The organism is Paraglaciecola sp. IT1134, from assembly GCF_058068185.1.
The window spans coordinates 2,373,443-2,398,929 of the sequence record NZ_CM176486.1 but is presented as its reverse complement, the minus strand read 5'-3'; the positions used below and the strand labels follow the sequence as shown (position 1 = coordinate 2,398,929).

The following is a 25,487-nucleotide window of genomic DNA, read 5'->3' as shown; positions in this document are numbered from 1 at the left end:
TATGATTCTTCATTAATCTGTGACAAGCATGGGGGCTAATTTATCTTACCGAATGCCGTTTTTTGAGCGTGCACGGACACCCCCTGCCGTTTACTGACAACTTCACCAACAATAATCAGCGCCGGGCCCGTAAAATTCAGACTGGCCAACAAAGTGGCAATATTAGTGACACTGCCCACACATACCTGTTGCGCTGCGGACGTTGCCTGATCGATCACCGCTACGGGCATATCCGCAGACATGCCATGTTTATGCAAATTTTGCATAATACCGGCGACGCGCCTTAAGCCCATGTAAAACACCAGTGTTTCACCATTGTGACCACTTTTGTATGGAGCCACCAAATTTTCCCAATCAGGTTGGGCATCGGGATCTTGTAAATGGGCAGTGATAAATCGCACTGATTGAGCGCAGTCCCGGTGAGTAAGGGGAATGCCTGCATAAGCTGACGCTCCGGAGGCAGCGGTGATCCCAGGCACGATAACAAATTCAATATTGTTTTCAGTCAGTGCAACACATTCCTCAGGCGTGCGGGCAAAAATAGCCGGGTCGCCGCCTTTTAAGCGCGCGACATTTTTGCCAGATTGAGCATAGGTTACCATCATCTGACAAATATCCTGTTGTGCCATGCTGTGTTGGTTACACTTTTTACCAACAAAAATCCGCTGCACATGAGGGGGGATCATGTGCAATATCTGGGGGTTCACCAGCCAGTCATACATGACCACATCGGCCTGCTGTAACAAGCGATAAGCTTTTAAGGTCAGTAGTTCCGCATCTCCTGGCCCTGCACCAATCAACGAGACCTGACCATAACAGCTCGGGTTTGGCAGCTGTTTGGAAGGAGCATGGCGAACAACTTTAGTTGTGGCCCAGTTAACAAGTCTGCCGGCGCCATTGGATCCGTGCCTGGCTGGCACAAAAAACTGACTGATAAACTGTGACAAAGAAAAGATCATATTCATTACACTGGCTCCAGCGCTATTAAGTGAGGGCGAGGTTTGTCTACAACGGGGCTGACACCAGCACCTTGCTCCACGCCGTTATGTTGATGTAACAGTTGACTGAGTTCTGATTTACAGGAGCCACAGTTTGTCCCGCACTGCAGCTTGGCACCGAGTTCATCCACACTTTGACACCCCTTGTCGATGGCCGCCAAAATTGCCGTTTCTCCCACCCTAAAGCAGCTGCATATTAGGCGTCCCTGATTAAACTGTGCATCGGGCTCACCACGTAACAAGGCACTTTGTTGCTCTGGGCTAAGTTGGTCCTGGGCGAACAAGGCAGTTAACCACTGTGCATTGATATCCAGCGTATCTTGCTCACTAAAGGCAGCTATGACTAATTTTTGTCCCTGCATGGCGTAACTGTTTTGCCCAGTGGCACGTTGGCTAGTCAGCCATTGCAAAGGTTGGGTAATATTGGCTTGCAGCCAGTCAGTTAATACAAACTCTGGGGATTGAGGCTCCACAAGCTCGCCCCCAACGGTACCCTGGGCAAAAGTGATCAGCTCGCCTCCGGCAATAGGGGTTTTGCGCCAATAATCAAAAACCATACTCAAACTTTTTGGATCGGCAAGCTGCTCCGCACTGTCTTGCGCAACAGCTAACTGGCCATAGCGCATAAAGTCGACTTTTTGCAAACTGACGGCGCCGTGTTTCAATTCTGGCTGACCCGATATGCCATCATTAGCGTCGGTTAATAGACAGCTGACACTGGCAGACGAGGCATTGCTTTGACTCCAGTGGATGGGCGCAAACACTTCCCCCTGACGCTGACTGTCATCGACTTTCACGGGTAAGATCACCTGGGCCCGTACCTCGCGACTCACGGCAGATCTTATGCCCACTAACTGCCCTTCTTTTACGGCTAGCGCTTTGGCATCTGCGGGATGCAAACTAAGGGTCGCTTTGCCAATATGGCTGGTCAGGTCGGTGTTGGTGCCCGTGCGAGTCATGCTGTGCCATTGATCCCGTATGCGCCCGGTATTGAGCACAAAAGGAAAGGCTGCAGAGGTGATTTGCTGTGGGGTTAACACCTTCAGGGCAATAAATTGGGCTTTGCGGTTTGGGGTGAAAAACCGGCCGTCGGTGAAAAGCCGCTTGGTTCCATTAGGATTGGCCTGGTTAACTGGCCATTGCACGGGGGCCAGATTGTCATACTGGGCCATGGATAATTGACTCAGAGCAGACAAGTCGAAATCCCGACTACCGCCATTTTGCTGGCCACTAAGACCTGCGTGTTCACAAAAAATTTCACTGGGGTGAGTGAAGTTAAACCCTTTAGCAAATCCCATGGCTTTGGCCACGTCACACACTATCTGCCAGTCGTGACGAGCTTGCCCGGCAGGCGCTAACAGTCCACGCTGGCGAGAGATGCAGCGCTCAGAGTTGGTGACCGTGCCATTTTTTTCAGACCAGCCCGTAGCGGGTAATACAACGTCTGCCAGGCTGATTGTATCGTTTTTGGCGACACAATCTGATACCACCACCATTTCACATTTAGCCAAAGCGGATTCGATTTTATTACGATTTGGCATACTGACCATAGGATTGGTTGCCATGATCCATACCGCCTTAACCTTGCCTTGCTCTATCTGCTCAAATAGATCCACGGCTTTTAAGCCCCCCTGGCTAGGAATAGTCGGCGACTGCCAATAATCTTGTACCAGTTGCCTATGACCTGGGTCTTCAATATCCATATGTGCCGCCAGCATATTAGCCAGTCCACCTACCTCACGGCCGCCCATAGCATTGGGTTGGCCGGTGATTGAAAACGGCCCACAACCCACTTTACCAATAGTACCTGTGGCCAAATGACAGTTAATAATCGCGTTGGCTTTGTCTACCCCACAGCTGGACTGGTTGACCCCCATAGAATAGAAACTCACAGTTTTATTCGCCGAGGCAAAAGACCGGTAAAATGCCAGCAAATCATTCAGTTCAATATCGCAATAGCTCGCCACACTGGCCGGATCCCAGGTTTCACATGCCGCAATGGTATGACTAAAACCTTCGGTGTGATCAGCAATATATTGTTCGTCTAGAGCATTGTGGGCGGCTAAGTAGTGCAGTAGACCATTAAACAAAGCCACATCTGAGCCTGGTTTAATGGCCAAGTGCAAGTCGGCCAATTCACAACTGGCGGTGCGCCTGGGATCAATAAACACCACTTGCATTTTAGGGTTAAGGTTTTTGGCCCGTTCAACCCGCTGAAATAACACCGGATGGGTCCAGGCCGCGTTTGAGCCTATCATCACCAGCAGTTCAGTGTGCTCCAAATCCTCATAGCAACAAGGCACGGCATCGGCACCAAAGGCGCGTTTATACGCAGCCACCGCAGAAGACATACATAAACGGGAGTTAGTATCGATATTGGCACTGCCGATATAACCTTTCATCAGTTTATTAGCGACGTAATAATCTTCGGTTAACAGTTGGCCTGATACATAAAAGGCCACGGCGTCGGGGCCGTGATCGCGGATCACCTGAGAGAATTTATCCGCTACCGTATGGATGGCCTCGGGCCAATCAACGTCTTGCCCACCCACTTGGGGGGTTAACAAACGCCCGGCTAAACCGTTACTTTCCAGCAATTTACTGCCTTTGACACATAAGCGACCATAGTTAGCCGGATGACCATGAGTACCGCTGACCTTGAGTAACTGTTGTTTGCCCTGCTTATCTTCAGGAGACAGATTAACTTCTACACCGCACCCCACGCCGCAATAAGGGCACGTGGTACTTTTAAGGCAAGGTTTTTGTGGCGCTTGATTACTGTTATCTACAAACTCAGTAACCGTATTTGGGACGGATAACGCGCTGGATAACAAGCTTGCTTGATTCATATCAGTCACCTTGTACAGCTACTGCCCAGTAGGCATTTGTAATAACACATTCTGGCCTTCCAAGCGTATCGGATAAACCTGTACTTTCAGGCTGACATCATCAATACACTGGCCACTTAATAAACAAAAGCGCTGTTTATACAAGGGGGATGCCACCACGGTTTTATCCGCCACAGAACACAAAAGGCCGCGATACAAAACGTTGGCCAGGCCAATAGGATCCCAGTTGCTGATGGCAAACAACTGTTCCAAACCATTTAAACGCACCTTAAATATGGCGATTTGCTGCCCCTCAACCAAGGCACACACACCTGAGTTATTCACCAGGTCATCGGCGCTACATACTGCTGTCCAGCTAGTCGATTTTGTCATCATGGGCTCCTTACACTAATTCCAGGGTAGTAATGTCTGTCTCTTGGTCGTCAGTAGAGGCATGTTCGGGGGTTAACTGTTTTATCTCAGCGGGTGTTGCTGGGCGGATTTGCTCCCGCTCCTGGACAAATACGATCTGACGATCAGTTTCATCGCTGTTGACAAACTGGCGGAAACGCTTGCGTGACTGCTGGTTTTCAACGGCGGTTTTCCACTCACATTGGTAGCTATCGGTCACATGTTGCATTTGGCGCTCAAGCTCGTCACCTAAGCCCAGTGAATCTTCGATCACCACCTGTTGCAGATACGCCAAGCCCCCTTCGAGGTTTTCCATCCACACCGAGGTGCGTTGCAAGCGGTCTGCTGTGGCCACGTAAAACATCAATACCCTGTCGATGTATTTAACCAAAGTGGCATCGTCGAGATCAGTAGCAAACAGATCCCCATGACGCGGTTTCATGCCGCCATTACCACAGACGTAAAGATTCCAGCCGTTTTCGGTGGCGATAATGCCGATGTCTTTACTTTGGGCCTCGGCACATTCACGGGTACAACCGGAAACCGCAAACTTGATTTTGTGTGGTGCCCGCAAACCCTTATAACGATTTTCCAAATCGATGGCCTGGCCTACTGAATCTTGCACCCCATAACGACACCATGTACTACCCACACAGGATTTAACTGTGCGCAGGGATTTGGCGTATGCATGACCCGTTTCAAAACCGGCGGTGATGAGCTCTTCCCAAATCGGCGGTAACTGTTCAACGCGCGCGCCAAATAAATCAATGCGCTGGCCGCCTGTTACCTTGGTATACAGGTTGTATTTTTTTGCCACTTGCCCCAAGGCAATCAATTTATCCGGGGTGATCTCACCGCCAGCGATACGGGGTATGACCGAATAGGTACCGTTTTTTTGCATATTGGCCAGATAAGTATCATTGGTATCTTGCAAGGCCACATGGGGTGTTTCCAAGATAAAATCATTCCATACCGAGGCCAAAATTGAGCCACAGGCAGGTTTACAAATTTCACAGCCCAGGCCATGGCCATGTTTAGCCAGAAGTACTTCAAAGGTCTTTATGCCCCCTACTTTAACCATATGGAACAGCTCTTGGCGTGAATAAGCGAAATGCTCGCATATGTCTTTTTTCACCTCAACACCACGTTTGCCCAGTTCACAATCCACTACAGTTTTAAGCAGTGCCGCGCAGCCACCACAGCCGGTGCTCGCCTTAGTACAGGATTTAATCGCAGCCAAATCACAGGCGCCGCCATCAAATGCGCCGATAATGTCGCCTTTGGATACATTGTGACAGGAACAAATCGTGGCGGACTCAGGCAGGGCATCGGCCCCCAAACCTTTGCTGGGTGCGTCAGCCGAAGCAGGTAAAATCAAGCTTTCGGGGTGCTTGGGCAACTCAATGCCATTTAATGCGTATTGTAAAAGTGTATCGTATTCGCTGGTATCACCTATTAACACCGCACCTAGCAATACAGTTTGTTCCGGATTCACCACAATTTTTTTATAAATGCCTGCGGGTTGGTCTTCGTATGTATAGGTTTGCGCTCCCTGCCCCCGTGCATGGGCGTCACCAATGGAGCCTACTTCCACCCCCATTAACTTAAGTTTGGTGCTCATGTCGGCACCCAAAAATGTGACGTCTCCCCCGTTAATATGGCTGGCTGCAACACGAGCCATGGTATAACCCGGGGCGACCAGACCAAATATAAAGTTATTCCACAACGCACACTCACCTATAGCGTAAATATCTGGGTCTGAGGTGACACAATGATTGTTCACCACTATGCCTCCACGCTCACCTATGGTGAGCTCAAATTCACGGGCCAGGCTATCTTGGGGACGAATACCGGCAGAAAACAGGATCATGTCGGTTTCCAGGCTTTCACCATCGGCAAAACACATTTTATAACGACAGTTATCCCCAGGGATGATATTTTGGGTGGCCTTTTGGGTATGAACTTTCACCCCTAATTCTTCAATTTTATGTTTAAGTAAACGCCCGCCGCCCACATCCACCTGCACCGCCATCAGTTGGGGGGCAAATTCAACTACATGGGTTTCAAGCCCGGCTTCACGCAAGGCGTTCGCTGCTTCCAGGCCAAGTAATCCACCGCCTACCACCACACCAATCTTGCTGGTTTTGGCCGATGCGCTAATGTTTTCTAAATCTTCTATGGTGCGATAAACCAGGCAGTGGGGCTGATCGTTACCGGGAATAGGCGGCACGAAGGGAAACGAACCAGTAGCTAATACCAGCTTGTCATATGCAAACAGCTCGCCGCTAGCCAGGGTTACGGTTTTGGCCGCTTTATCTATATGGCTAACCCGGGCACTTACATGAAAATCAACACCCAAGGCCTCATATTGCTCAGGGGTGGTAAGTGCCAAATCCGCCGCTGTTTTACCTGAAAAATATTCCGACAGATGAACGCGATCGTAAGCCAACCTGGGTTCAGCCGACAAAACTGTGATGGCATAATCAACCGCTGAATTAGTCTTACCTTGTTGCACGATTTGTTCAACAAAATGGTGGCCAACCATACCGTTACCTACCACGACTATTTTCAATTTCTGTGTATTGCCTGACATCGTCATCCCCTGGGTCTTGTGTTAAGGGCAAAAAAAAACCCATCAAGACCGTTAGATAACAGTATTGATGGGCTTCGTTGCCTGTTTATGGTGTGGCAACAATGCCAACCAAAAATTATGTTCACTGCGCTAAGTAATCATTACTTAACGTCAACTAGCCTGAGCTAATCTTGCAGCTTGATGCCTGAGTTAATGCAGGATCACTGCCATATTTTTTATCGATATAATTCAATTGGTTAATATCAATCAAACTTTATGACAGCTATCCAGGTGCCTCATTGTGGTGCAAAAAAACCAAAATGAGGCAACGATGCAGGACAATTAATATCGAAAAATTTAGAAAAAGATTACGCAGCTTATTAGTTGGCCTACTTAACTAAGCCATTAGAGTTGATACTAAAAAGGCATCAGATTTAGCTAACAAAAAGCGTGTAACTGGCGCTGATATAGGCAAAATAGCCGATCAATAACACCCCGCCCTCCATTCGACTTAGTTTTCGACCGGTATACAAAAAGACAAAAAGCACAAGCGCCACGCCAAGCATAACCCACTGATCAAACTCCACAACCCGACCTGTGACCTCGATTGGTTGCAGGATTGCGGAAACGCCCAGTATACCTAATAGATTAAAAATATTGCTGCCAAGGATATTGCCAACAGCAACATCAGCGTGTTTGCGTAGGGCTGCGATGATGGAAATCGTCAGCTCGGGAAGCGATGTGCCAAAAGCGACTAATGTCAGCCCAATTACAGCCTGGGAAACCCCCAAACCAAGGGCTATACCAACTGCACCTTTTAACAAAACCTGAGAGCCGGCAATTAACAAAACCAGACCCACTGTCACTTCAATTGCCGACCAAGTGAGAGTTTTAGGTACCAATTCGATCTCAGCGGCTTCGGCCGCATGCACCTGCCCGGAAAGCACAGATTGATTTTTCTCTGTCCAATATGTCCAGATCAAATAGCTCATCAGTGCAGTTAATAGGATCACCGCATCAACCATGTTCAAAGAGCCGCCTATTGCGAGGAGGATAAATAACAGGCTTGCCGCTATTACCACCACGGCGTCACGACGAAGTGACAAAGGAGATACCGCCAGCGGTGCAATCAATGCACAGATACCTAGGATGAGCAGAATGTTCGCAATATTACTGCCAACAACGTTGCCAATGGCAATATCTGGCTGTCCGTTGATAGCCGCATTAACGGAAACAACCAGCTCTGGCATTGAGGTGCCAAAGCCAACGATCACAAGCCCAGAAAAGAGCGGCGATACCCCTGCTCTTTTAGCGATACCCAGCGCTCCTCGAATCAAAAATTCACCGCCAGCGGTTAACAATCCGATGCCAATCAATAGATAGAAAATGTTTAACATGACTTAGCTCAGCTGTGTGTGAAGATGGTTGAATAGTAGAAGTTCGAGCATTGCCTAAGGTCGATTTAAAGTAAAGAAAATAGATGGCGAAAATAATCTAGCGACACGAAATAGTATAAGCTGCTATATGTCCCGCGTGAAATTCTGGCTAGCTATACGGCTATTCAAATGCACCTTGTTTATTTATAAAGTCATAAATAAAACCAGGAATTAACGAGGGTAAACCAACCACCAAAACCAGTATTAAGAAACTAATTTTGTCTAATCGTTGCTCTGAAATAGCACTGCTAAAAATGGAATCTCTAAGTGAATTTACCCAAGCAATAGAATTGTGCCCCGTCCACAAAAGATACAAAGCAACTGAAAGAGCAGGCAATAATACAGAAAGGTGGATTAACTTGGTCTTTGAACTCATTTTGCTGACAGAAAATTTACCTTTCGTTACTGCATCAAGCGGTTTAGCTACTAACTCAGTAATAGAACATTCAAAGACAGCTGCTAGAGATTTTGCAGACTCTTGTGATGCGACTCCGGTTTTTTCAATTCGTTGAATCGTTCGTAAACTTAAACCCGAGACCTGAGCCAATTGGGTTTGACTCCAAGCTCTAGAGTCTCTTTGAAGTTTTAACGTTGCTTTATTTAGTTCCATTTCCATTTTCAAATCCTCTTCATAAATGTTCAATCAATATGAAGAAGTATTGCCTTTTTTAATACGACGTCTATATGCCATGAGTGTGACATAACTGCGTCAAGTGCGGGTGATTGGTTGGTATATGCCAATATATTGGGTACGACTACTCATACAAAAAGGTTACGGACGCGATATGTTATCTCCGGGGCCCGGTTTAGTGTCCATAGCTGATCACTCGGGTAATTTGCCATACGCCATCATTATTTCGCCATAAATGCACAAACCTGGGTGTAGCCGCAGGCTTACTCTGCTCTACTGCTCCCTCAAGCCAGAACTGATGCGAACCAAGCTGCACCGCGCCATACCCCTGGATCGGATGAACTTCGATTGTCTCTAGTACCAGTTCCCGGCGCAGTCTCGATTTATTGTCTGGCCCACACCGATCGTGAAACGACGGTTCTAGCTGCTCACGCGTTTTAGTCACATCGTCATTGTCTTGATAAAACTCAATGTCCTCGGCCAGATATCGTCTCCATTCATTCAAATCGCAAGCATTGAAAGCATCGAACAGAGCCTTGTCCAATGAGACTATGGTATTGCGCAGGGCATCAGTTGGCGCGGCTTGGACGTGCGCACTTTGTATAGAGGCCACAAATGCCAGCGATGCCAATAAAGGTAATTTAGTATTTCCATCACTCATGCCCATATTTCATCTATTCCTATTTAAATTCGTCGGGAGCAGCACCTTGCACAATACCAATGAGTCCATCCCAATATCTTTTGGATGTATTGCAATTCGTTGGATCCACAACTGCTTGGTGAGTTAGCGGCTTTTTTGAATGTTTTTCAAAAAATGACGGCTTTACTAGGCCTAATTACCGCAATTTGTTAAGCATTTGCCGCACTGCGTATTTGATTATTAAATTCTCTTGCAGATTCCTCAGGGCTTTCTGCCTGAGTAATAGGCCACCCGACAATAATATAAGAGTCTCCACTAGCAAGGGTACTACCCAGACTTCCCGATAAACCCTGAGAATTACCAGCGTCAACATTGTCCTTACGAACACTAGTCTCTAGTGGGCCGTTTAACTATATCAACGTAACTTGTAGCCTTTCACTGCGTAAAACAAGATAAACAGATAACATGGGATCATTACCCCGTAGGCGTTTTGGCCGCCAAAATTATCTGACAAGACACCGTACACCAACGGCAGCACTGCTCCACCGGATATGCCCATGATTAACAGGGCCGACCCTTTAGCGGTGAACTTGCCTAACCCGTCCAGCGCCAGCGGCCATATCGCCGGCCAAACCAATGCATTGGCAAACCCCAGTAAAGCCACATATGTAATCGTATTGGGTAAGATTGGGATGTTCGTCCAGCCCCATAACCATTCAGACACAGCGGTGTGTTGCGGATTGGAAAATAGTACACAAAATGACAGGATTAAACCTGCGATGGCTGATGCCGTCAAAGCATGTTGTTGTTTTAACAAACGCGGGATCAACGCCAAACCAAGCAAGTAGCCTATGACCATAAAGGCCATGGTATAAGACGTGAGTGAGGTGGCATTGGCAACGCCCAGCTGGGAGCCAAACAAACCAATGGTGTCACCGGCTATCACCTCAACACCAACATACATAAACAAGGTTAGTACCCCTAACATCAACTGCGGAAATTGTAATATGGAACGTTTTTGCCCAGCTGAGCTGGCGGTTTCCTTGGCCAAATCTAATTCAGGAAGAGAGGATAACTTAAGGAAAAACGCCAGTAACAACAAAACAATAGCCATAGCCACATAAGGTTCAATCAAACTGTGGGACAGGTTTTCAATCTGGGAAAGACGCTGGGTCTCTGGCATGGCGGCTACCACCCGGGCAGTGATCCCCTGAAATTCACCCAATACTAAGGCAGTGAACATAACCGGTGCCACAACTCCGGCCAGTTTGTTTAACAGCCCCATAATGGAGATACGTACCGCGGCGGTTTCTTGGGGACCAATTTTGACAATATAAGGGTTAGAGGCGGTTTGTAATATAGTCAAGCCGGTGCCAACTACAAACTGGGCGAGCAGAAAAACTGCAAATATACGGCTCAGAGCAGCGGGCACAAACAGCAAAAAACCAGCGGCTATCATCACCAACCCCAGCACCATGGCGTGTTTGTAACTGGTGCGTTCGAGGATCCAGGCCATAGGCAGTGCCATCACCACATAAGAGATATAAAAAGAAAATGCCACCAGCAATGCTTCTGTTTCGGATAACTCGCAGACTATCTGCAGAAACGGGATCAGGGCTCCGTTGAGCCAGGTAACAAAACCAAATATGAAAAACAGTGCGCCGATGATACACATGGGGACCAAACTGGAGCTCGGTTTGTCTTTTTCGAATGCGGCTGTTTGCATTGGGCGGCCTTTTATTATAATTATTGCGACGTTTTGTGGTGTTCACTCGAGGTGAAGTCCGGTTTACCATTTACCCAGGTTGATCTGACCTGTAGATCCCTATCGAGTAACACCAAATCGGCTTGAAGGCCCAGTGCTAGTTTGCCGTGGGTATTGCCTAATCCTAAAAATTCTGCAGGCGTTTGTGAGGCCATGGTCAGCGCCCCCATCAGTGGCACGTTCAAGTCCTGGTGACAGTGGCGCACAGCGCTGGCCATATCCAAGGCAGAGCCGGCAAGTGAACCATCCGGTAGGGTTAATTTATTGCCATGGCGGGTGATCAGCGAGCCAAAATACTCAAGGGTATCGCGCTGCCCACCGACTTGGGCCATCGCATCCGTGACCAGCATCGTCTTGTGGTAGCCTTTACATTTGAAAGCCAATTGGCAACAGCGCGCATGCACATGATGATGATCAACGATCAGCCCACAATAACTGTCATTGTCCAGTAGCGCAGCCCCCACCATGCCTGGGGCGCGGCTTACCAGTGGTGACATGGCATTAAAAAGATGGGTAAATCCACTCGCCCCAGCAGCCAAGGCCGCCAGCGTGGTGTCAATATCGGCATCCGAATGCCCAAGACAGATCTTTACACCCTGCTTTACCAGCTCGGTGATCACGTCACAGGGCACAGTTTCAGGCGCCAGAGTAACCACTACTTGCCCCAAGTCCCGACGACAAAACAAGCTTAATTCGTCTTCGCTGATATGGCGAATATGTTGCAGGGGATGGATCCCCTTTTTAGGTTGACTTAAATGGGGCCCTTCAAAATGCACTCCCTTGATTGTTGCCAGATTGCTGGCCATAGCCTCGGCGACTGCATTGGCGGCGTCCTGCATCACCCCAATATCATCTGTTATCAAGGTAGGCAACATCGAGGTTGTACCAAAGCAACCATGGGCTTTGCTCATAGTGATCAGGGTAGCCAGCGTAGGGCTGTTATTAAATAACACTCCCCCACCACCATTAACTTGCACATCTATAAAGCCGGCGCTAAGCAAGCCATCCAGCTCAATAATGTCGCCAGCCATATCATGGGGGGTACCGATTGCGGTAATTTTGCCATGGTTAAGGGTAATGGCCAGATTCTGATGGATTTGTTGCCCGTCAAACAAGGAAGTTGGGAGGTAAGTAATTGACACGTGAATTCCTATAGTGTTTTCGTGACTTTTTTTAGGCCTACTGGCTTGTCAGGATCATTACCCATATCAACGGCAATCTTCTCTATATCCAGATAAAAACGCTGCAAAATAGTAATAGGCGCTAAACGCGGTTCGATGTGACCGCTTATCTGCGACAATTGGCACAATTGAGCACCCCGCCTCTTTACTTCAGCAATCTGCTCGCAATGTGACTCATAAGATTCATCCTGCACACAAACATCCACTATCGCCAGTTTTTTCTCGACCAAGGTAACAGGCCCGTGCAAGAATTCTGCACTACTAAACGCCTCGGCATGTACACCGCAGACTTCTTTTAGTTTCAGGGCGATCTCCCGGGCAATGGCATAACCGAACCCTCGGCCTAACACCACACAATGAACCAAAGGTTTAACAAAGGCAGTGGGTAATTGTATTGGTGCGTCAATGGCGTCTTGCAGATAACCCGGCAACTTGGCGAGCGAGTCAATCAGTGGTTTGTCCTGATTCCAATATGCCACCAGCATGAGTAGCGCATGGATAGTAGCAATGTAACTTTTAGTTGCAGCGATGGCCAACTCCGGGCCTGCGTGCAGCGGCAAAACTACGTCAACCATTTTTGCCAGAGGCGAGCTCTGATCATTTACCAAAGCAATACACAAAGCCCCTGAATCTTTAGCGGCCTGGGTATGGGCTAAAATATCCGGGCTGCGGCCCGATTGAGAGATAACGATCACCAAGGCCTGTTGTAATTGTAAATGTTTACCATAAATACTGGATACCGAGGGCGCCGACGCAGTGACAGGGATACCCAACTCGATTTCAATCAGATATTTGGCAAATACTCCGGCATGCTCAGACGAACCTCGACCGACCATATACACAAAAGACGGGGCAAACTGGCGAATACGTGCACCGAGTTGTTCGCATGCAACTTGGTTTTGTTCAAATTGCTGTTTCACTACTTTGGGCGCTTCGGCCGCCTCTGTGGCCATGATACTGACTGTCATAATACGTTCTCTTTATGCAATTGTTGCCGGGCCAAATAAATGGCTCCAACTTCAGGAAGTGCTAAAGGCACACACAGTTATGCTGATGTTGGTGCAACCAAAGATGAATAGTTGCAGCAATTCCCATAAATATCACGTTAGGCACCTAGCTATTTTTACATATCTATTTCCCTTGTATAGGCTATTTTTATCTACATAAGCTGTCTACAAGGAACTATCCCATGGCTCAGGCTCCAGCAGCGCGGCAGTATCAAGTGCAACCTGCTCGCCTCAGTTTCATCGATAAGCTCAGGAAAATATTTAATGGTGTGCATACCACTGGCTTTACCTTTGTCAGTCTGGTGGTGTTTGCTCTACTACTAGGTAACGATCAAATCGGCGACATAATATTACAAATGAATGCGCCTGAACATTTCATCACGTATTTGGCGCTATTTTGGTTGTCTATGCATTGCTGGTGGTGCGGGCGTTTTATTTTCAATCAATCGGGTAAAGTAGCCAGAACTGAACCTATTACGCGAAGCTTAATGACCGTAAACGGTCCGATTAACGCAGCAACCATAAAATGGTTACCACGGATTTACGGCTTTACCCCTGGGGCCATAGTCGCCGGTCATGCCCTATTCCGCGGTTATGGGTATGTGGCCTTTTGTAGTTTGGCAACCTCGATAGTGGTGTTGATCTTGGTCAGTCTGCGGCGTAAAGGCGTAAGATCAATCGCGGCCCAAAGCACACTATCAAACCCCTGGTTGAGCGCAAAAACCTGGGGGTTGATAACCCTGGCGTTGTGGTTTGTCTCTGCAGTGGTAGCCGTAGGCTGGATTTACGTAATGGGCGATATTTTTGGCGCCGGCTTCGTGATCTTCTGGGGCTTGGGTAGCATCTTGTGGTCACTCACCTACTTTACCTATTTAGCCTTTTCTCATACTTTTTTGCGCCACTTTGCCTCAGCCCCCTACCCGGTTTTACTGCCGGTATTAGGCATAGCTTTATTGGTGTCTGTGCTATTTGATACCGATAATCATGAAATCCGTAAACATTCCCTTGGAGCAGACCAGGGTTATGCCTTTGATGATTTTGCACTTGCCTGGCAAGGCTTTAAAGGCCAGGTCGTGGCGTTCCAACGTCAGAGTCGGCAAGAGGATAAAACAAAGTTTACTATCACACTCAATGGCCAAACCTATTTACCGGCATTTTTTGTTGCCAGTCAAGGTGGCGGTCTGCGGGCTTCCTACTGGACAGCTCTGGTACTGAGCGAACTGGAGAAAAAAATGCCAGGCTTTCATCACTATATTTTCAGCTTAGCTGGTGTATCTGGTGGCTCTGTGGGAAATGTATTTTACACCGCTGCTCTGGCTAATTATCAGGCCTGCCTTGCCGGTGGGCAAGCTCATTGCTCGTTGCAGGATCCGTTGCTCGCGGCGGTAGGCAGAGATTACCTCTCAGGGGTAGTTACTTCTTTTATTCACAATGATCTGATTTATCGTTTTTTACCAATTCCATGGGCGCCATTGGAGCGGGATCGCGCCCAAGTTCTGGAACAAGATTGGGAACGGGGCTTCGCAACCAGTTACCCCGATGATGCTAAGGTCAATCTGGCACTGGGTTTTCAAGCCCTGTATCAACAAGGCATTGCCGACAATAGGTGGTTGCCGCTGATTTTAAGTATGGGCAGTCACCAGGAATCCGGCCGCCGTATTATCACGGCGCCTTTTCCTGTTGAGCCTGAAATATTTATCGACCAAGGGGATATCTATGCCAGACGCGATCTGCGCACAGCGGATTATAAGTTATCTGCAGATATGAACCTAAGTACGGTAGCCTTAAATGCCGCGCGTTTTCCCTATATAACACCCGCAGGTAGTCTGAATAAACAAAGTACAGACAGCGACATGCCCAAAGGTCACATTCTCGACGGTGGCTACCATGAAAACTATGGCACCCTGGCCACCGCCAATATGCTACATCATTTATCTTTGCTACAAAAAAATGACTCTCCCACTAACCAAAACGGCAATAGCCAACTTGTACCAATCCCCATTCTGCCCATAGTTATCCTCATCACCAATGATCCCTCACGCATCGCCACAGAATTTAAGCTAACTCCGGATGAATGGCTTACATCTACAACCTGGCCTGTGGCGGGTATAACCGGCCCCATTCAAGGTTTGGTCTCTACTCAGGGTGCACATACCATGGGCGCAGTTAAACAGTTAGGGGTATTACAACAACGCCAGTTGGCGGCCTTAACGGCCAGCGTTAAAAACCAGCCAAGCGCTTGTAGTACCTGGCTCAATAACTATCAGGGGGTCATGCATTTCATGTTGGGAAAAATTGAAGACAGTGACCAACAAGTGCCGCTGGGATGGTGGTTATCAGAAACATCCAAGCAACATATGCGACAACAATTTAGCTCGCTAACCGCCCCGCTGAATAAACCTGAACCGGCGGACACTGGATTAGTTGGTTCACATCACGATAATAGAATGTTAATGCAAGATTTAGTCAACTGCTTAACCTTGAGTGAGCGGCTATAAACACTGATCATTAGCTGGTATTTTTACCTTTAACTTTATGGCTTGGTCAATATCAATGCCCACCACTGGATGCATTCACATTTATTTAACAAATATTCTAGGGCATACTAAGTCTAATAAAAATAATAAGAAGAGTCGCATGCAGTTAACGCGTGATATTGATTACAGTATTCTGGTTGAATGGGAAAACGTCATACTAGCGGAAGATTTTCGTTTTTTTACTTTATTATCTAGATTAAAAAATCAAATTCAACAGTCGCCTAAAACTATTGAAATTGTGTTCTTGTTTAACCCCCTTCAGTTAAATCTAGGGGACGTAGAAAAAATATTAGATGAGCATTTTAATTTTCCAAATGAAATGGCGATTGTGCGTATTATTTCGATACCAGATAAACATTATTATGAATTGAAAAATGAAGGTGCCCGCCATGCTAAAGGCAAGGTTATTGTCTTCTTGGATTCCGACGTTATTATTGAACCCACATGGTTACCTTCGCTGGTAAACACGTTCGAGGAAAACCAACAGATAAACGTATTGGCCGGTCACACTTATCTGGCCACTGATAATTTTTTGGATAAAGTTTTTTCTTTAAGCTGGTTTTTTCCGTTGCGTATCTCGATAGACGACTTAACCCCTGATGGACAGCATTTTTATGCCAATAATGTCGCCTTTAAAAAAGCCTTTTTCTTACGTAACACTTTTCCACAAATGCCTCATGGGGTTACGCGTGGAGCCTGCGGAATATTGGCAAGATCGCTCACGGATTCAGGTGAAAAAATCTGGTTTAATACTGGCGTTAGAGCAGAGCACCCTGCCCCCGCAAATTTTACCCATATTGTCACCCGGGCACTGGCGGAAGGAAGAGATCACATCGTGCAGTGGGGCGAACCGGATATCAGGTTACGCAGTTTGTTCAGAGAAACTATTCGTTGGAGTGGTTCCAAAATCTATAGAGGAGTAAAGCGATTAATAACCTATAGACAACGGGTCGCTTTAAAAATCTGGCAAGTCCCTATCGCGGCCCTGGTTATTGTTAGCTACTACCTATTAGGGCTTATCGGCAGTTGGATAGCCCTTGTATTCCCAAACATGGCAAAAAGAATCTGGCATATATAATAAGCTACCGAAGCTAAAAATTTAACAAAAAAACAGAATGACATTGGTTATGGTTTTGCTCTTGATCTAAACCTGAACACATTCCATTTCAATGAGTCAGTGAGGCAAATCTCCTGCACTGCCACGCTAATTAAAGGGGTTAACTGGCCAGTGTTTGATACCTTGCAGCTAACGTCACCGACTAAAAATATAAAAAATGGGTGCCAAGCTAATAGACAAACAGCCTCTTAAGAGGCTGTTTGTAGGTTAAATACTTGAACTTAACAATTAAAAGGCGTAACGCAAAGACGCCTGATAAGTATCAGCATCATCACCGAAAGTATAACCTAAACCCGCTGCGAAGTTTGGATTAAAGTAATAATAAGCACTTAAGCCAAGGGCGGTTTCCGACTCATCGTCAATATCCACATACGATAAGGTACCATTTAACTCTACATTCTCATTTAGCATAGACCGTACACCGGCAGCTAACCCATAGCCATCTTCATCTACGCTGTCAGACTGGCCGAAACCGTCTGCTTCCAGTTCAATATATTCATATGACACGGCACCGAAGATGTCGGTCGTAGCAGAGATAGGGTGGCGATAACCTAACCCCAGTGACGCTTGGTTATAATCCGTTTCAACTGTGCCATTGAGCACACGAATGTCATCAGACAAACGGGAATATTTACCCATTACAAAAATATTTTCATTGAGTAAAAATGATCCTGTGGCACCAAAACCATCGGGCTCTGATTCAAAACCTTCACCTTCAATATCAGCTTTAATATAAGCTCCCTCTACAAAATTCCACGCAGGGCTGGCCGCAAACGTATTTGCAGAAAAGGCGGCAATAGCTGTAACACTTGAGGCGATAAGTAATTTTTTCATGGGTATTCCTTTTAATAATAAGGGTTGCATTAAACAACCGGAACGTTAGTTCATTGGCAGTTGATAACTCGCTTATGAACTAAACCAATGCAAGCTAGAGCAAGGACTACGCCAAACAACCTAAGTAACTGTTATTAAATATAATAATAAAAAACACTCTGCAAAAAACACATCTGAAATTCAATCATTAACATTCTGTTAATGTAAAAAAGTTATATTAAATAAACATAAATGGTAAAAATTACATATAGGGACTAGGCTGAATTAACCTCACTCCCCTCTTTAGTGGTTTGGCAAAGAGCTCATTTTTTGCACAGATTGGAAGCCAATAGACCAGGACTTAACCCATGAGCCATACTCTCAAACAAGCTGATGACTCCATGCTCAGCATTAAACGCAAAAAACACGGCCGCGGATTTCAATACGTTGACGAACATAACAGTAAGATAAAAGAGCCTGTGCTACTGCTCCGGTTAAAAGCGTTAGTGATCCCCCCTATGTGGACCGACGTTAATATCTGCCGTTGGCACGATGGCCATATCCAGGCTACCGGCCGTGATCAAAAAGGCCGCAAGCAGTATATTTATCATAATGAATGGGAGCGTCAGCGTCAGGACGAAAAATTTGCCAAATTGGCACTATTTGGTCAGCAGCTACCCAAGGTAAGGTCGCACTGCCTGGGCGCACTTAAACAGTCCGATTGGCCAAAAAACAAAGTGCTGAGTTTAATGTTATTGATACTTGACCAAACCGGCATTCGCATTGGCAATAACCATTACACCGAACAGAACGCCAGTTATGGTTTGTCTACTTTGCGCCGCAAACATATTTCTATAGATGGCAGTGAATTGCTTTTTAGCTACCAAGGAAAAAGTCATCAACAACGACAGGTAACCATTGATGATACAGCACTGGTTAAACACATCAGACAGGTCGCCGAGCAGCCGGGATATGAAATTTTTCGATATCAGGACACACAAGGGCAATGGCAGGATATCGACAGCTCAGAGGTGAACGATTATCTAAGAAGCTTAGCCGGTGAGAGCTTTACGTGTAAAGACTTTCGTACTTGGGTAGCAAGCCGCCTGGCGGTGGAATATTACCCCCGGGCATTAACAGAAATTGGGCTCAATCCCAGGCGTAAACTCACCAACGTGCTGCTGCGTTTTGTGGCCGACGAACTGGGAAATACCCCCAGTGTATGCAAAGACTATTATATTCACCCTCTCATCATGCAACTTATCGACCAACAAACCTTAGCTGATGCAGGCCAATACCGTTCGGCCAGATCCCCCCACGGTTTAAGCGCGGCCGAAAAACTAGTGTTAGCCAGCCTCAACCAATAAGCCCTACGTAACGCCATGATCCACTCCGATAATTAATAGGTGCGATATTGTGACCTGCAAAATAAATTAGTGGAAAGTGAGGACCACCAGACACTTACTTTTGACCTTTGAGAACTTGACGATAATACGTTGAGAGGGTAGGCAATGTTAACAAATCGTTGAATTTGTAATTGACTATCACTTTTGAGTATATCCCACCTGCACTAATGTGGACCGTATCGTTGTATCATCTGCGTGACTTAATTGATATTAACAGTCTTAACTCATTGGAATAGTTCATGAAAAAAGTGGAAGCAATCATAAAACCCTTCAAACTAGATGATGTGCGTGAAGCCCTCAGTGAAGCGGGAATAAGCGGCTTAACCGTTACCGAGGTTAAGGGGTATGGCCGTCAAAAGGGGCACACAGAAACCTACCGCGGCGCTGAGTACAAGGTGGCTTTCATACCTAAAGTAAAACTTGATATTGTAGTAACAACAGACCAGCTAGAGCGATGTATTGAGGCAATTATGAATACCGCGGCTACTGGTAAAATCGGCGATGGAAAAATATTTGTTTCTGACGTTGAGCGAGCTATCCGCATTAGAACCGGCGAAGAGAATGATGACGCTATTTAGTTTGCGCCTCATAAGAACACCCATTAGATATTCAACTGAGATAACACTATGCCAGACGTAAATAGCGCAGTGGAAACGCTGGTGCAAAGTTCAAACACCTATTTCCTGTTAATTGGCGCGATCATGGTTTTTGCCATGCATGGCGGATTTGCCTTTCTCGAAGTGGGCACGGTACGCAGCAAAAACCAGGTCAATGCCCTGGTGAAAATCATTACCGATTTTGCCGTTTCCTGTATTGCCTATTTTTTTATTGGTTACTGGATAGCCTACGACACCAACTTTTTTGCCAGCGCTAGCGAATTAACCGCCAATAATGGTTATGACCTGGTTAAGTTTTTCTTTCTAATGACCTTTGCTGCAGCCATTCCAGCGATTATTTCTGGCGGCATCGCCGAACGCGCCAAGTTTTACCCATTTTTGCTCGCATCGGCACTGATCGTTGCGGTGGTATATCCCTTTTTTGAAGGCATAGTCTGGAATGGTAATTATGGTTTACAGGCGTGGTTGGAAAAAGAGACTGGCGCCCAGTTTCATGACTTTGCCGGTTCGGTAGTGGTGCATGGTGTAGGTGGCTGGTTGGCTTTGGTAGGTGTGTATTTCTTAGGTCTAAGAAACGGCCGCATCAAAGACAGTAAGCTGATTTCCTTTGCGCCCTCCAATATCCCCTTTCTCGCCTTAGGTACATGGATCCTGTGTATCGGCTGGTTTGGCTTTAATGTTATGTCTGCACAAAGCATGGACGGCATCAGTGGCTTAGTGGCAATGAACTCCTTAATGGCTATGGTCGGCGGTATTATTGCAGCCTTATTGTTTGGTAAAAATGACCCGGGTTTTATCCACAATGGACCGCTAGCTGGCTTAGTTGCCGTGTGCGCAGGCTCAGACGTGATGCACCCTATCGGCTCATTGGTGGTAGGTATTATCGCAGGCCTGTTGTTTGTCAAACTCTTCACCTTGGTCCAGAAAAGTAGGAAAGTGGATGACGTACTCGGTGTATGGCCTTTACATGGGCTGTGCGGCGCATGGGGCGGTATCGCCGCTGGTATATTTGGCAGTGAAGCACTGGGCGGTTTGGGCGGCGTGTCGTTTACCGCCCAATTTATCGGTACACTAGCAGGTATTGCCGTGGCGCTTATAGGCGGCGCAATCGTTTATGGCCTGGTTAATAAATTAATGGGCTTACGCATGAGCGAAGAAGATGAATATATAGGCGCAGATTTGAGCATCCATCGCATAGGCTCGGTTAATCACGATTAACGTTTATAACGTTTAACAAAACTACTGTGAGAGCTACTACTCAAGTCGCTCTCACATTTTGCTTTCCGGCTTGGTTATGAGCGATCTGCCACTAAATTACCAGTCCAGTCCGTTTAGGAATCAGTGAGGTAAACCGGACTTCCCTTCCATCCGCACTAATAGCTGACACATTGATTGGGCACAATGACCGGAGAACTATCTACTTGAAAGTATTGAATAGAGTAAGAAACTAGCAAAAACTACCTATGGGGAAATAACCACGAAAGACACAGATCAGCGATGGGCACGCCACGTTCACTTTTGTTTTAAGATCGCCACGATCTGACTTTCGGTATATCGTGATTTACCCATGCAAAACTTCTCCGTTTTAGGTTAGCGGGAATTTCTACTTATAACTGCTCCGACTTTCTGGGGGGTACACATACTTTTAATCCACCTGCGCGACGTTTTTGTAGCGAGTTGTTTAAGCTTATCTATTTTATCGCGAACCGTTGGAAAAAGGGCCTCAAATACTTAATGTGGTGCTATTTCTCATTGCTTCTTACACCTATTTTTATTTTTTCTGTGAGCTTTTCTGTTTTAAGCTGTTTTATTGACTAAACTCCTTGTCATACGAGATTTTTTTTTACCATAATATATTAAAGTAATAAAAAATTATAACCCAAATTAAATCCTGATTACCCACATTGCACAGTCACCGACAAACTGTGCATTTACACAGTTTTTGGTGAGTTCAGATCATGGCGAAGAACCAGGGTCAGTTCCAGAAAGGGTGTACCTAGTTCGAGTTTACAGAAGGCTTTGGCACGGAAGATAGGTGTGTGAATAAGCGTTTTTCAGTTGGCGTTTCGCAGAAGTCTGTATACGCCGAGAATGTGGCAATAGTACCTATTGCCAGTTGAAGTGCCGTAGGCTGTTGCAATGTAATCTATGTCGCTGCCAGCACTCCCTGATCAGCGGAACATTATTTACTAGCACGAAGTTACCTTTAACTAAGCGTTTATGGCTATCCATCCGGTAGGCCCAGTCTCAAACGGGGTTGTCAGCGATGGAACTGAAACGCCAGTTGGGCGTTAATTATAACACTGCCTTGAAGCTAAAATACAAGTTACTACAGGCGAAGAAAAAATGGATTACCATCATCTCCTTGGCGGTATTGTTTAACTGAATAATGCTTATTGGGCCGGCGAGCAACAAGGGAAAGCGCAGCCGGCAAGACGACCGTTGGTCGTCGCCGTTTCGTTGAATGAGCAAGACCACCCGGTACGGATGAAGATGGGCGTAGCAAAAGGATTCAAATCCAAGCTGATAGCCCAATGGTCTGAGTGGCATATAGGCCCTCAGACCACTGTTATCTCCGACAGTCTGGCCTGCTTCCGTGCCATTTCCAGTGAGCATAAGCATCATTTTCGAGCGGTCAAAGGCGGTCATATGTTTATGCTGGACCACCCTGCTCTCAATTGGAATAGGAAACGAGAGAAACTCGCTACGAGGCAGTTGTCAGGCCATTGGCGCAAAGCATCTGCCACGGCACCTGACGGAAGTCTGTTACCGGTTCAATAACCGATTCGATCTATGGGTGTTGCTGCCACGGCTTGCAAAGATCGCTGTACTAACACCGCCCATGCCATGCCGACTATTAGACTGGCTGATGTGTATGGGTGATCAGAAATTAAATCGGGCTATTAAATGAAAGGTTAGAGCTATGGGTTACAAGAAATAAGAGAGATATAGCATGAAAAACGGTTTAATTATTGAAGAGGTTACGGACAGTCGTAATAGATTAAAAAACCTTTTACTGCGAGCATATCCTGGTATTTTAATAAGTGAACATGTAGACACTGATAGTGCTTATAAAGCTATAACTACGATTAAATACAGCATTGTGTTACTTGACATAGGCTTCCAGAATGGCGCTGGAACGGAGCTTATAGTATCAATAAAAAAAAATTCACCCGATACATATATCATAGTTTGTTCAACATTTGATGATGACAAACATTTACTTAGTGCATTACAAGCAGGTGCATATGGATACTTACTCAAGGATATCTCAGAAGAAATTTTTATTGATAAATTACGCGGAATAAATATTGGAGACCCACCACTATCTCCGGGGATTACACGCAGGTTACTTCGGCATTATAGAGATAGTGCCACACAGGTTAATCATAAAACCCCTCATTTATCCCCCAGAGAATCGGAGGTTCTTATTTATATTTCAAAAGGATTAAGTCGTAAGGAAATATCAAGATTACTTTCAATATCTGACAGTACTGTTGCTGGTTATATTCGGGATATCTATCGTAGCTTAAATATTTCCTGTCGAGCTGAGGCTGCTATACAGGCTTGTCGAATGGGATTGATTAATCTTGATAAATTTCATTAGTTACATTAGTTCTAATTTTAACAATTACATTTATTTGCATTTCTATCTGCCTAGCTAAGCTACTCAGCAAAACCTTTTCATGCCATATAGTAAGGTCTTTGGCTAGCTAGTCAATTGAACCGACTGATACAGTATCTCCGCGTGAAACAAGAGCAAATGGTTTCGGAAAACCTATGGGTATGTAAATACCAGCTATTGGGCTATGTTTTAATATATGCTGGAATTATGTGTTTTTAGAATCCATTTCTTCCACTTCAATAAGATCACGTATTGAATCCTGCATAATGATTAAGTCTCTATGAATCTTCCCAAGCTTGCTTCAAAATACGTCTTAAATCCACATCTATATCAATAGGGTTTCCATTTTCATCTTTGCGTGTACCACCATTAAAAAGTGCTAAGGGGGCGTAATGATGAATGATGCCTTGCGCAGGTATGCACTTGGCATTACCTGCATTATCACGCGGCCACTCAATATCCCCTGTAATAGTTCTTGCAGGAATCAACCAATAATCACCAGTTTTATAAATATTTTGTTTAAGTAATTCTCTACCCGCATCATCTGCTTCTGTCTTACCACCTGAATCAAACTTGATTAGAATACCGTCTTCAAGTTCAAGCCACGCTTGACCATCAGCAGTTTCTCCTAATTTAACTCCCCGCTCATCGCCATCGGCATGGTCCCAACGGCGTAAGTAAGGATGTTTTGACGCTTCAAATGAGCAAATTTCTTCTGGGGCATCTTTTAAAATTACCAAGCGATTTTCGTTATCAATCGATTCAACTTGCAATAAATTATCAGTTCTATTTTGCAAAACCGAATCATCATCTATAACTTCTACCCAGTCATTTGCATTTAATCCATAACGACAATCCTTACCGAGGTGCTCAAGGCTAATTAAATTGGATCGGATATCTGTTATTGGAAAGACTACGGAGGCATTTTCTCTTGACCACTTGAACGTTGCATTGCCTTCAGCAACTCCTGAGTCATGAATTTCAACACGATAAAGTTGATTTTCAGCACCGCGATAGCGTGATTCAGGAGTAATTAGACAAGGATCTGTAGCATTGTTTTTATCTTTAACTTTTGCACATAAAGTTCCTAATCCAGGACTTGTAACAGCTGAAATTTCTTCAAAGAAACGTTTATAATTTACTTTCAAGGGGTGATTGCCCTTATTATCCCACTTAACTTTTTCGGCCGGTACTGGTAAAACTTTTACTTGCCAGATAACCTTTGCTCTAGTTGCAGTATCTGGGCCACCAAGAGCAACTTCTCTAATGGAATCATCGTTGATATAATTAAAATGCCGTTCCCAAACATCCAAATAAACTAATGCACGCATCTCAATATTTTCAGTCTCATAAGTTTCAAATATATTAGTAAGTGCCGCAACGGTTTGATTATCTGGCAACGGAAAATCGGGCTGAGTTGCATAAGTAAGAAAATCATTATTTTCATCTAAACCAATTTCACAAAAAATCCCATTCACATAATAATGTCCTGGACATATAGTGAAATTATTATTGTCATCATCTCTGTTTGGTATTTTAAAACCTGAGTTGTTTGTTGGCCCCCAATGTTCACCGCCTACATCGCACGTTAAACTCCTTAAATGATGAAGCATAATTGAGTTTAGCTCATTCCAATCAGCATCTACTTGCACTCTGCCTTGCTGCATTAATACTCGGCTAAATCTATTATGCGAGTCAAATGTGTCACGAGTAAAATCACCGCGAAATTCACCTCTATTTACTTTTCTAAAATTCGTGAGGCTAGGTCGCCCGCCAGTAACTATGACGCCACCAAGCTGTCCATCTAAATTCCCAACGGTTGGTGAAGCCATTTTGGCTGAGCTCGATACATTGGCGACCTTATTTTCACTAGTTTTCTGCGATACTTTTTTAACAGCCATGT

General features: G+C 45.7%; 18 protein-coding genes and 1 pseudogene. 7 read left to right on the top strand and 12 right to left on the bottom strand.

Annotation, left to right across the window (positions count from 1 at the left end; translation table 11 throughout):
• Positions 1 to 35 precede the first annotated feature (35 nt).
• The 10 genes from cobA to nagB-II form a co-directional block, all read right to left on the bottom strand.
• Entirely contained in the window at positions 36 to 965 is a 930-nt protein-coding gene (cobA, locus tag AC3RV5_RS10390) for a uroporphyrinogen-III C-methyltransferase (RefSeq protein ID WP_489731849.1), read from the bottom strand.
• Positions 965 to 3,847, bottom strand: a complete 2,883-nt coding sequence (locus AC3RV5_RS10385; RefSeq protein WP_489731848.1) for a nitrate reductase — start codon at positions 3,845 to 3,847, stop codon at positions 965 to 967. Before AC3RV5_RS10385 ends, cobA begins: the two co-directional genes overlap by 1 nt.
• Before the next feature lie 18 nt (positions 3,848 to 3,865).
• Positions 3,866 to 4,219 carry a nitrite reductase small subunit NirD gene (gene nirD / locus AC3RV5_RS10380; protein WP_489732133.1) on the bottom strand — a complete coding sequence of 118 codons (354 nt, stop codon included), beginning with the start codon at positions 4,217 to 4,219 and terminating at the stop codon, positions 3,866 to 3,868.
• Between the two features lie 10 nt (positions 4,220 to 4,229).
• Positions 4,230 to 6,830: a nitrite reductase large subunit NirB gene (gene nirB / locus AC3RV5_RS10375; RefSeq protein WP_489731847.1), complete on the bottom strand. Its 2,601-nt coding sequence runs from the start codon at positions 6,828 to 6,830 to the stop codon at positions 4,230 to 4,232.
• 413 nt (positions 6,831 to 7,243) lie between these two features.
• Positions 7,244 to 8,206, bottom strand: a complete 963-nt coding sequence (locus AC3RV5_RS10370; protein ID WP_489731846.1) for a calcium/sodium antiporter — start codon at positions 8,204 to 8,206, stop codon at positions 7,244 to 7,246.
• 160 nt (positions 8,207 to 8,366) lie between these two features.
• Positions 8,367 to 8,861: a helix-turn-helix transcriptional regulator gene (locus AC3RV5_RS10365; protein ID WP_489731845.1), complete on the bottom strand. Its 495-nt coding sequence runs from the start codon at positions 8,859 to 8,861 to the stop codon at positions 8,367 to 8,369.
• A 190-nt stretch (positions 8,862 to 9,051) separates the two neighbouring features.
• Positions 9,052 to 9,537 (bottom strand): nuclear transport factor 2 family protein, encoded by a 486-nt coding sequence (locus AC3RV5_RS10360; protein ID WP_489731844.1) that lies wholly within the window; start codon positions 9,535 to 9,537, stop codon positions 9,052 to 9,054.
• Between the two features lie 394 nt (positions 9,538 to 9,931).
• Positions 9,932 to 11,242, bottom strand: coding sequence for a sugar MFS transporter (locus AC3RV5_RS10355; protein WP_489731843.1), 1,311 nt, complete (start codon positions 11,240 to 11,242; stop codon positions 9,932 to 9,934).
• Positions 11,243 to 11,262: 20 nt separating this feature from the next.
• Positions 11,263 to 12,423: an N-acetylglucosamine-6-phosphate deacetylase gene (gene nagA / locus AC3RV5_RS10350; RefSeq protein WP_489731842.1), complete on the bottom strand. Its 1,161-nt coding sequence runs from the start codon at positions 12,421 to 12,423 to the stop codon at positions 11,263 to 11,265.
• Between the two features lie 8 nt (positions 12,424 to 12,431).
• A complete protein-coding gene (gene nagB-II, locus AC3RV5_RS10345) occupies positions 12,432 to 13,430 on the bottom strand; it encodes a glucosamine-6-phosphate deaminase NagB-II (RefSeq protein ID WP_489731841.1) in 999 nt (332 codons plus the stop codon).
• A 221-nt stretch (positions 13,431 to 13,651) separates the two neighbouring features.
• On the opposite strand from nagB-II, the gene AC3RV5_RS10340 reads away from it, so the two are divergent.
• Both AC3RV5_RS10340 and AC3RV5_RS10335 read left to right on the top strand, forming a co-directional pair.
• Positions 13,652 to 15,967 (top strand): hypothetical protein, encoded by a 2,316-nt coding sequence (locus AC3RV5_RS10340; RefSeq protein ID WP_489731840.1) that lies wholly within the window; start codon positions 13,652 to 13,654, stop codon positions 15,965 to 15,967.
• A gap of 55 nt (positions 15,968 to 16,022) precedes the next feature.
• Positions 16,023 to 17,084 (top strand): glycosyltransferase family A protein, encoded by a 1,062-nt coding sequence (locus AC3RV5_RS10335; protein ID WP_489731839.1) that lies wholly within the window; start codon positions 16,023 to 16,025, stop codon positions 17,082 to 17,084.
• A gap of 267 nt (positions 17,085 to 17,351) precedes the next feature.
• Here AC3RV5_RS10335 and AC3RV5_RS10330 read toward each other — a convergent pair whose 3' ends face one another.
• Positions 17,352 to 17,957, bottom strand: a complete 606-nt coding sequence (locus tag AC3RV5_RS10330) for an outer membrane beta-barrel protein (RefSeq protein ID WP_489731838.1) — start codon at positions 17,955 to 17,957, stop codon at positions 17,352 to 17,354.
• Positions 17,958 to 18,304: 347 nt separating this feature from the next.
• Here AC3RV5_RS10330 and AC3RV5_RS10325 point away from each other — a divergent pair, with 347 nt between their 5' ends.
• The 5 genes and pseudogenes from AC3RV5_RS10325 to AC3RV5_RS10305 all read left to right on the top strand — a co-directional run bounded on the left by AC3RV5_RS10325 (position 18,305) and on the right by AC3RV5_RS10305 (position 23,566).
• Complete coding sequence (locus tag AC3RV5_RS10325; protein WP_489731837.1) at positions 18,305 to 19,303, top strand: DNA topoisomerase IB; 999 nt, start codon at positions 18,305 to 18,307, stop codon at positions 19,301 to 19,303.
• Positions 19,304 to 19,581: 278 nt separating this feature from the next.
• Positions 19,582 to 19,920 (top strand): P-II family nitrogen regulator, encoded by a 339-nt coding sequence (locus AC3RV5_RS10320; protein WP_489731836.1) that lies wholly within the window; start codon positions 19,582 to 19,584, stop codon positions 19,918 to 19,920.
• Positions 19,921 to 19,968: 48 nt separating this feature from the next.
• Positions 19,969 to 21,177, top strand: coding sequence for an ammonium transporter (locus tag AC3RV5_RS10315; protein WP_489731835.1), 1,209 nt, complete (start codon positions 19,969 to 19,971; stop codon positions 21,175 to 21,177).
• Positions 21,178 to 21,917: 740 nt separating this feature from the next.
• Positions 21,918 to 22,842 (top strand): annotated as a pseudogene (locus tag AC3RV5_RS10310) (IS1595 family transposase).
• A 70-nt stretch (positions 22,843 to 22,912) separates the two neighbouring features.
• Entirely contained in the window at positions 22,913 to 23,566 is a 654-nt protein-coding gene (locus tag AC3RV5_RS10305; RefSeq protein ID WP_489731834.1) for a response regulator, read from the top strand.
• 296 nt (positions 23,567 to 23,862) lie between these two features.
• Here the strand turns inward: AC3RV5_RS10305 and AC3RV5_RS10300 are convergent, their stop codons facing one another.
• Positions 23,863 to 25,485: a DUF6519 domain-containing protein gene (locus AC3RV5_RS10300; protein WP_489731833.1), complete on the bottom strand. Its 1,623-nt coding sequence runs from the start codon at positions 25,483 to 25,485 to the stop codon at positions 23,863 to 23,865.
• Between the last annotated feature and the right edge of the window lie 2 nt (positions 25,486 to 25,487).

Excerpts from the sequence above, each read along its gene's own strand:
- AC3RV5_RS10340 (WP_489731840.1), top strand. The coding sequence starts at position 13,652 with ATGGCTCAGGCTCCAGCAGCGCGGCAGTATCAAGTGCAACCTGCTCGC.
- AC3RV5_RS10355 (WP_489731843.1), bottom strand. The coding sequence starts at position 11,242 with ATGCAAACAGCCGCATTCGAAAAAGACAAACCGAGCTCCAGTTTGGTC.
- AC3RV5_RS10300 (WP_489731833.1), bottom strand. The coding sequence starts at position 25,485 with ATGGCTGTTAAAAAAGTATCGCAGAAAACTAGTGAAAATAAGGTCGCC.
- AC3RV5_RS10315 (WP_489731835.1), top strand. The coding sequence starts at position 19,969 with ATGCCAGACGTAAATAGCGCAGTGGAAACGCTGGTGCAAAGTTCAAAC.
- nirD (WP_489732133.1), bottom strand. The coding sequence starts at position 4,219 with ATGACAAAATCGACTAGCTGGACAGCAGTATGTAGCGCCGATGACCTG.
- AC3RV5_RS10370 (WP_489731846.1), bottom strand. The coding sequence starts at position 8,206 with ATGTTAAACATTTTCTATCTATTGATTGGCATCGGATTGTTAACCGCT.
- AC3RV5_RS10305 (WP_489731834.1), top strand. The coding sequence starts at position 22,913 with ATGAAAAACGGTTTAATTATTGAAGAGGTTACGGACAGTCGTAATAGA.
- AC3RV5_RS10385 (WP_489731848.1), bottom strand. The coding sequence starts at position 3,847 with ATGAATCAAGCAAGCTTGTTATCCAGCGCGTTATCCGTCCCAAATACG.
- AC3RV5_RS10320 (WP_489731836.1), top strand. The coding sequence starts at position 19,582 with ATGAAAAAAGTGGAAGCAATCATAAAACCCTTCAAACTAGATGATGTG.
- AC3RV5_RS10365 (WP_489731845.1), bottom strand. The coding sequence starts at position 8,861 with ATGGAAATGGAACTAAATAAAGCAACGTTAAAACTTCAAAGAGACTCT.
- AC3RV5_RS10360 (WP_489731844.1), bottom strand. The coding sequence starts at position 9,537 with ATGAGTGATGGAAATACTAAATTACCTTTATTGGCATCGCTGGCATTT.
- nirB (WP_489731847.1), bottom strand. The coding sequence starts at position 6,830 with ATGTCAGGCAATACACAGAAATTGAAAATAGTCGTGGTAGGTAACGGT.
- AC3RV5_RS10325 (WP_489731837.1), top strand. The coding sequence starts at position 18,305 with ATGAGCCATACTCTCAAACAAGCTGATGACTCCATGCTCAGCATTAAA.
- nagB-II (WP_489731841.1), bottom strand. The coding sequence starts at position 13,430 with ATGACAGTCAGTATCATGGCCACAGAGGCGGCCGAAGCGCCCAAAGTA.
- cobA (WP_489731849.1), bottom strand. The coding sequence starts at position 965 with ATGAATATGATCTTTTCTTTGTCACAGTTTATCAGTCAGTTTTTTGTG.
- AC3RV5_RS10335 (WP_489731839.1), top strand. The coding sequence starts at position 16,023 with ATGCCCACCACTGGATGCATTCACATTTATTTAACAAATATTCTAGGG.
- AC3RV5_RS10330 (WP_489731838.1), bottom strand. The coding sequence starts at position 17,957 with ATGAAAAAATTACTTATCGCCTCAAGTGTTACAGCTATTGCCGCCTTT.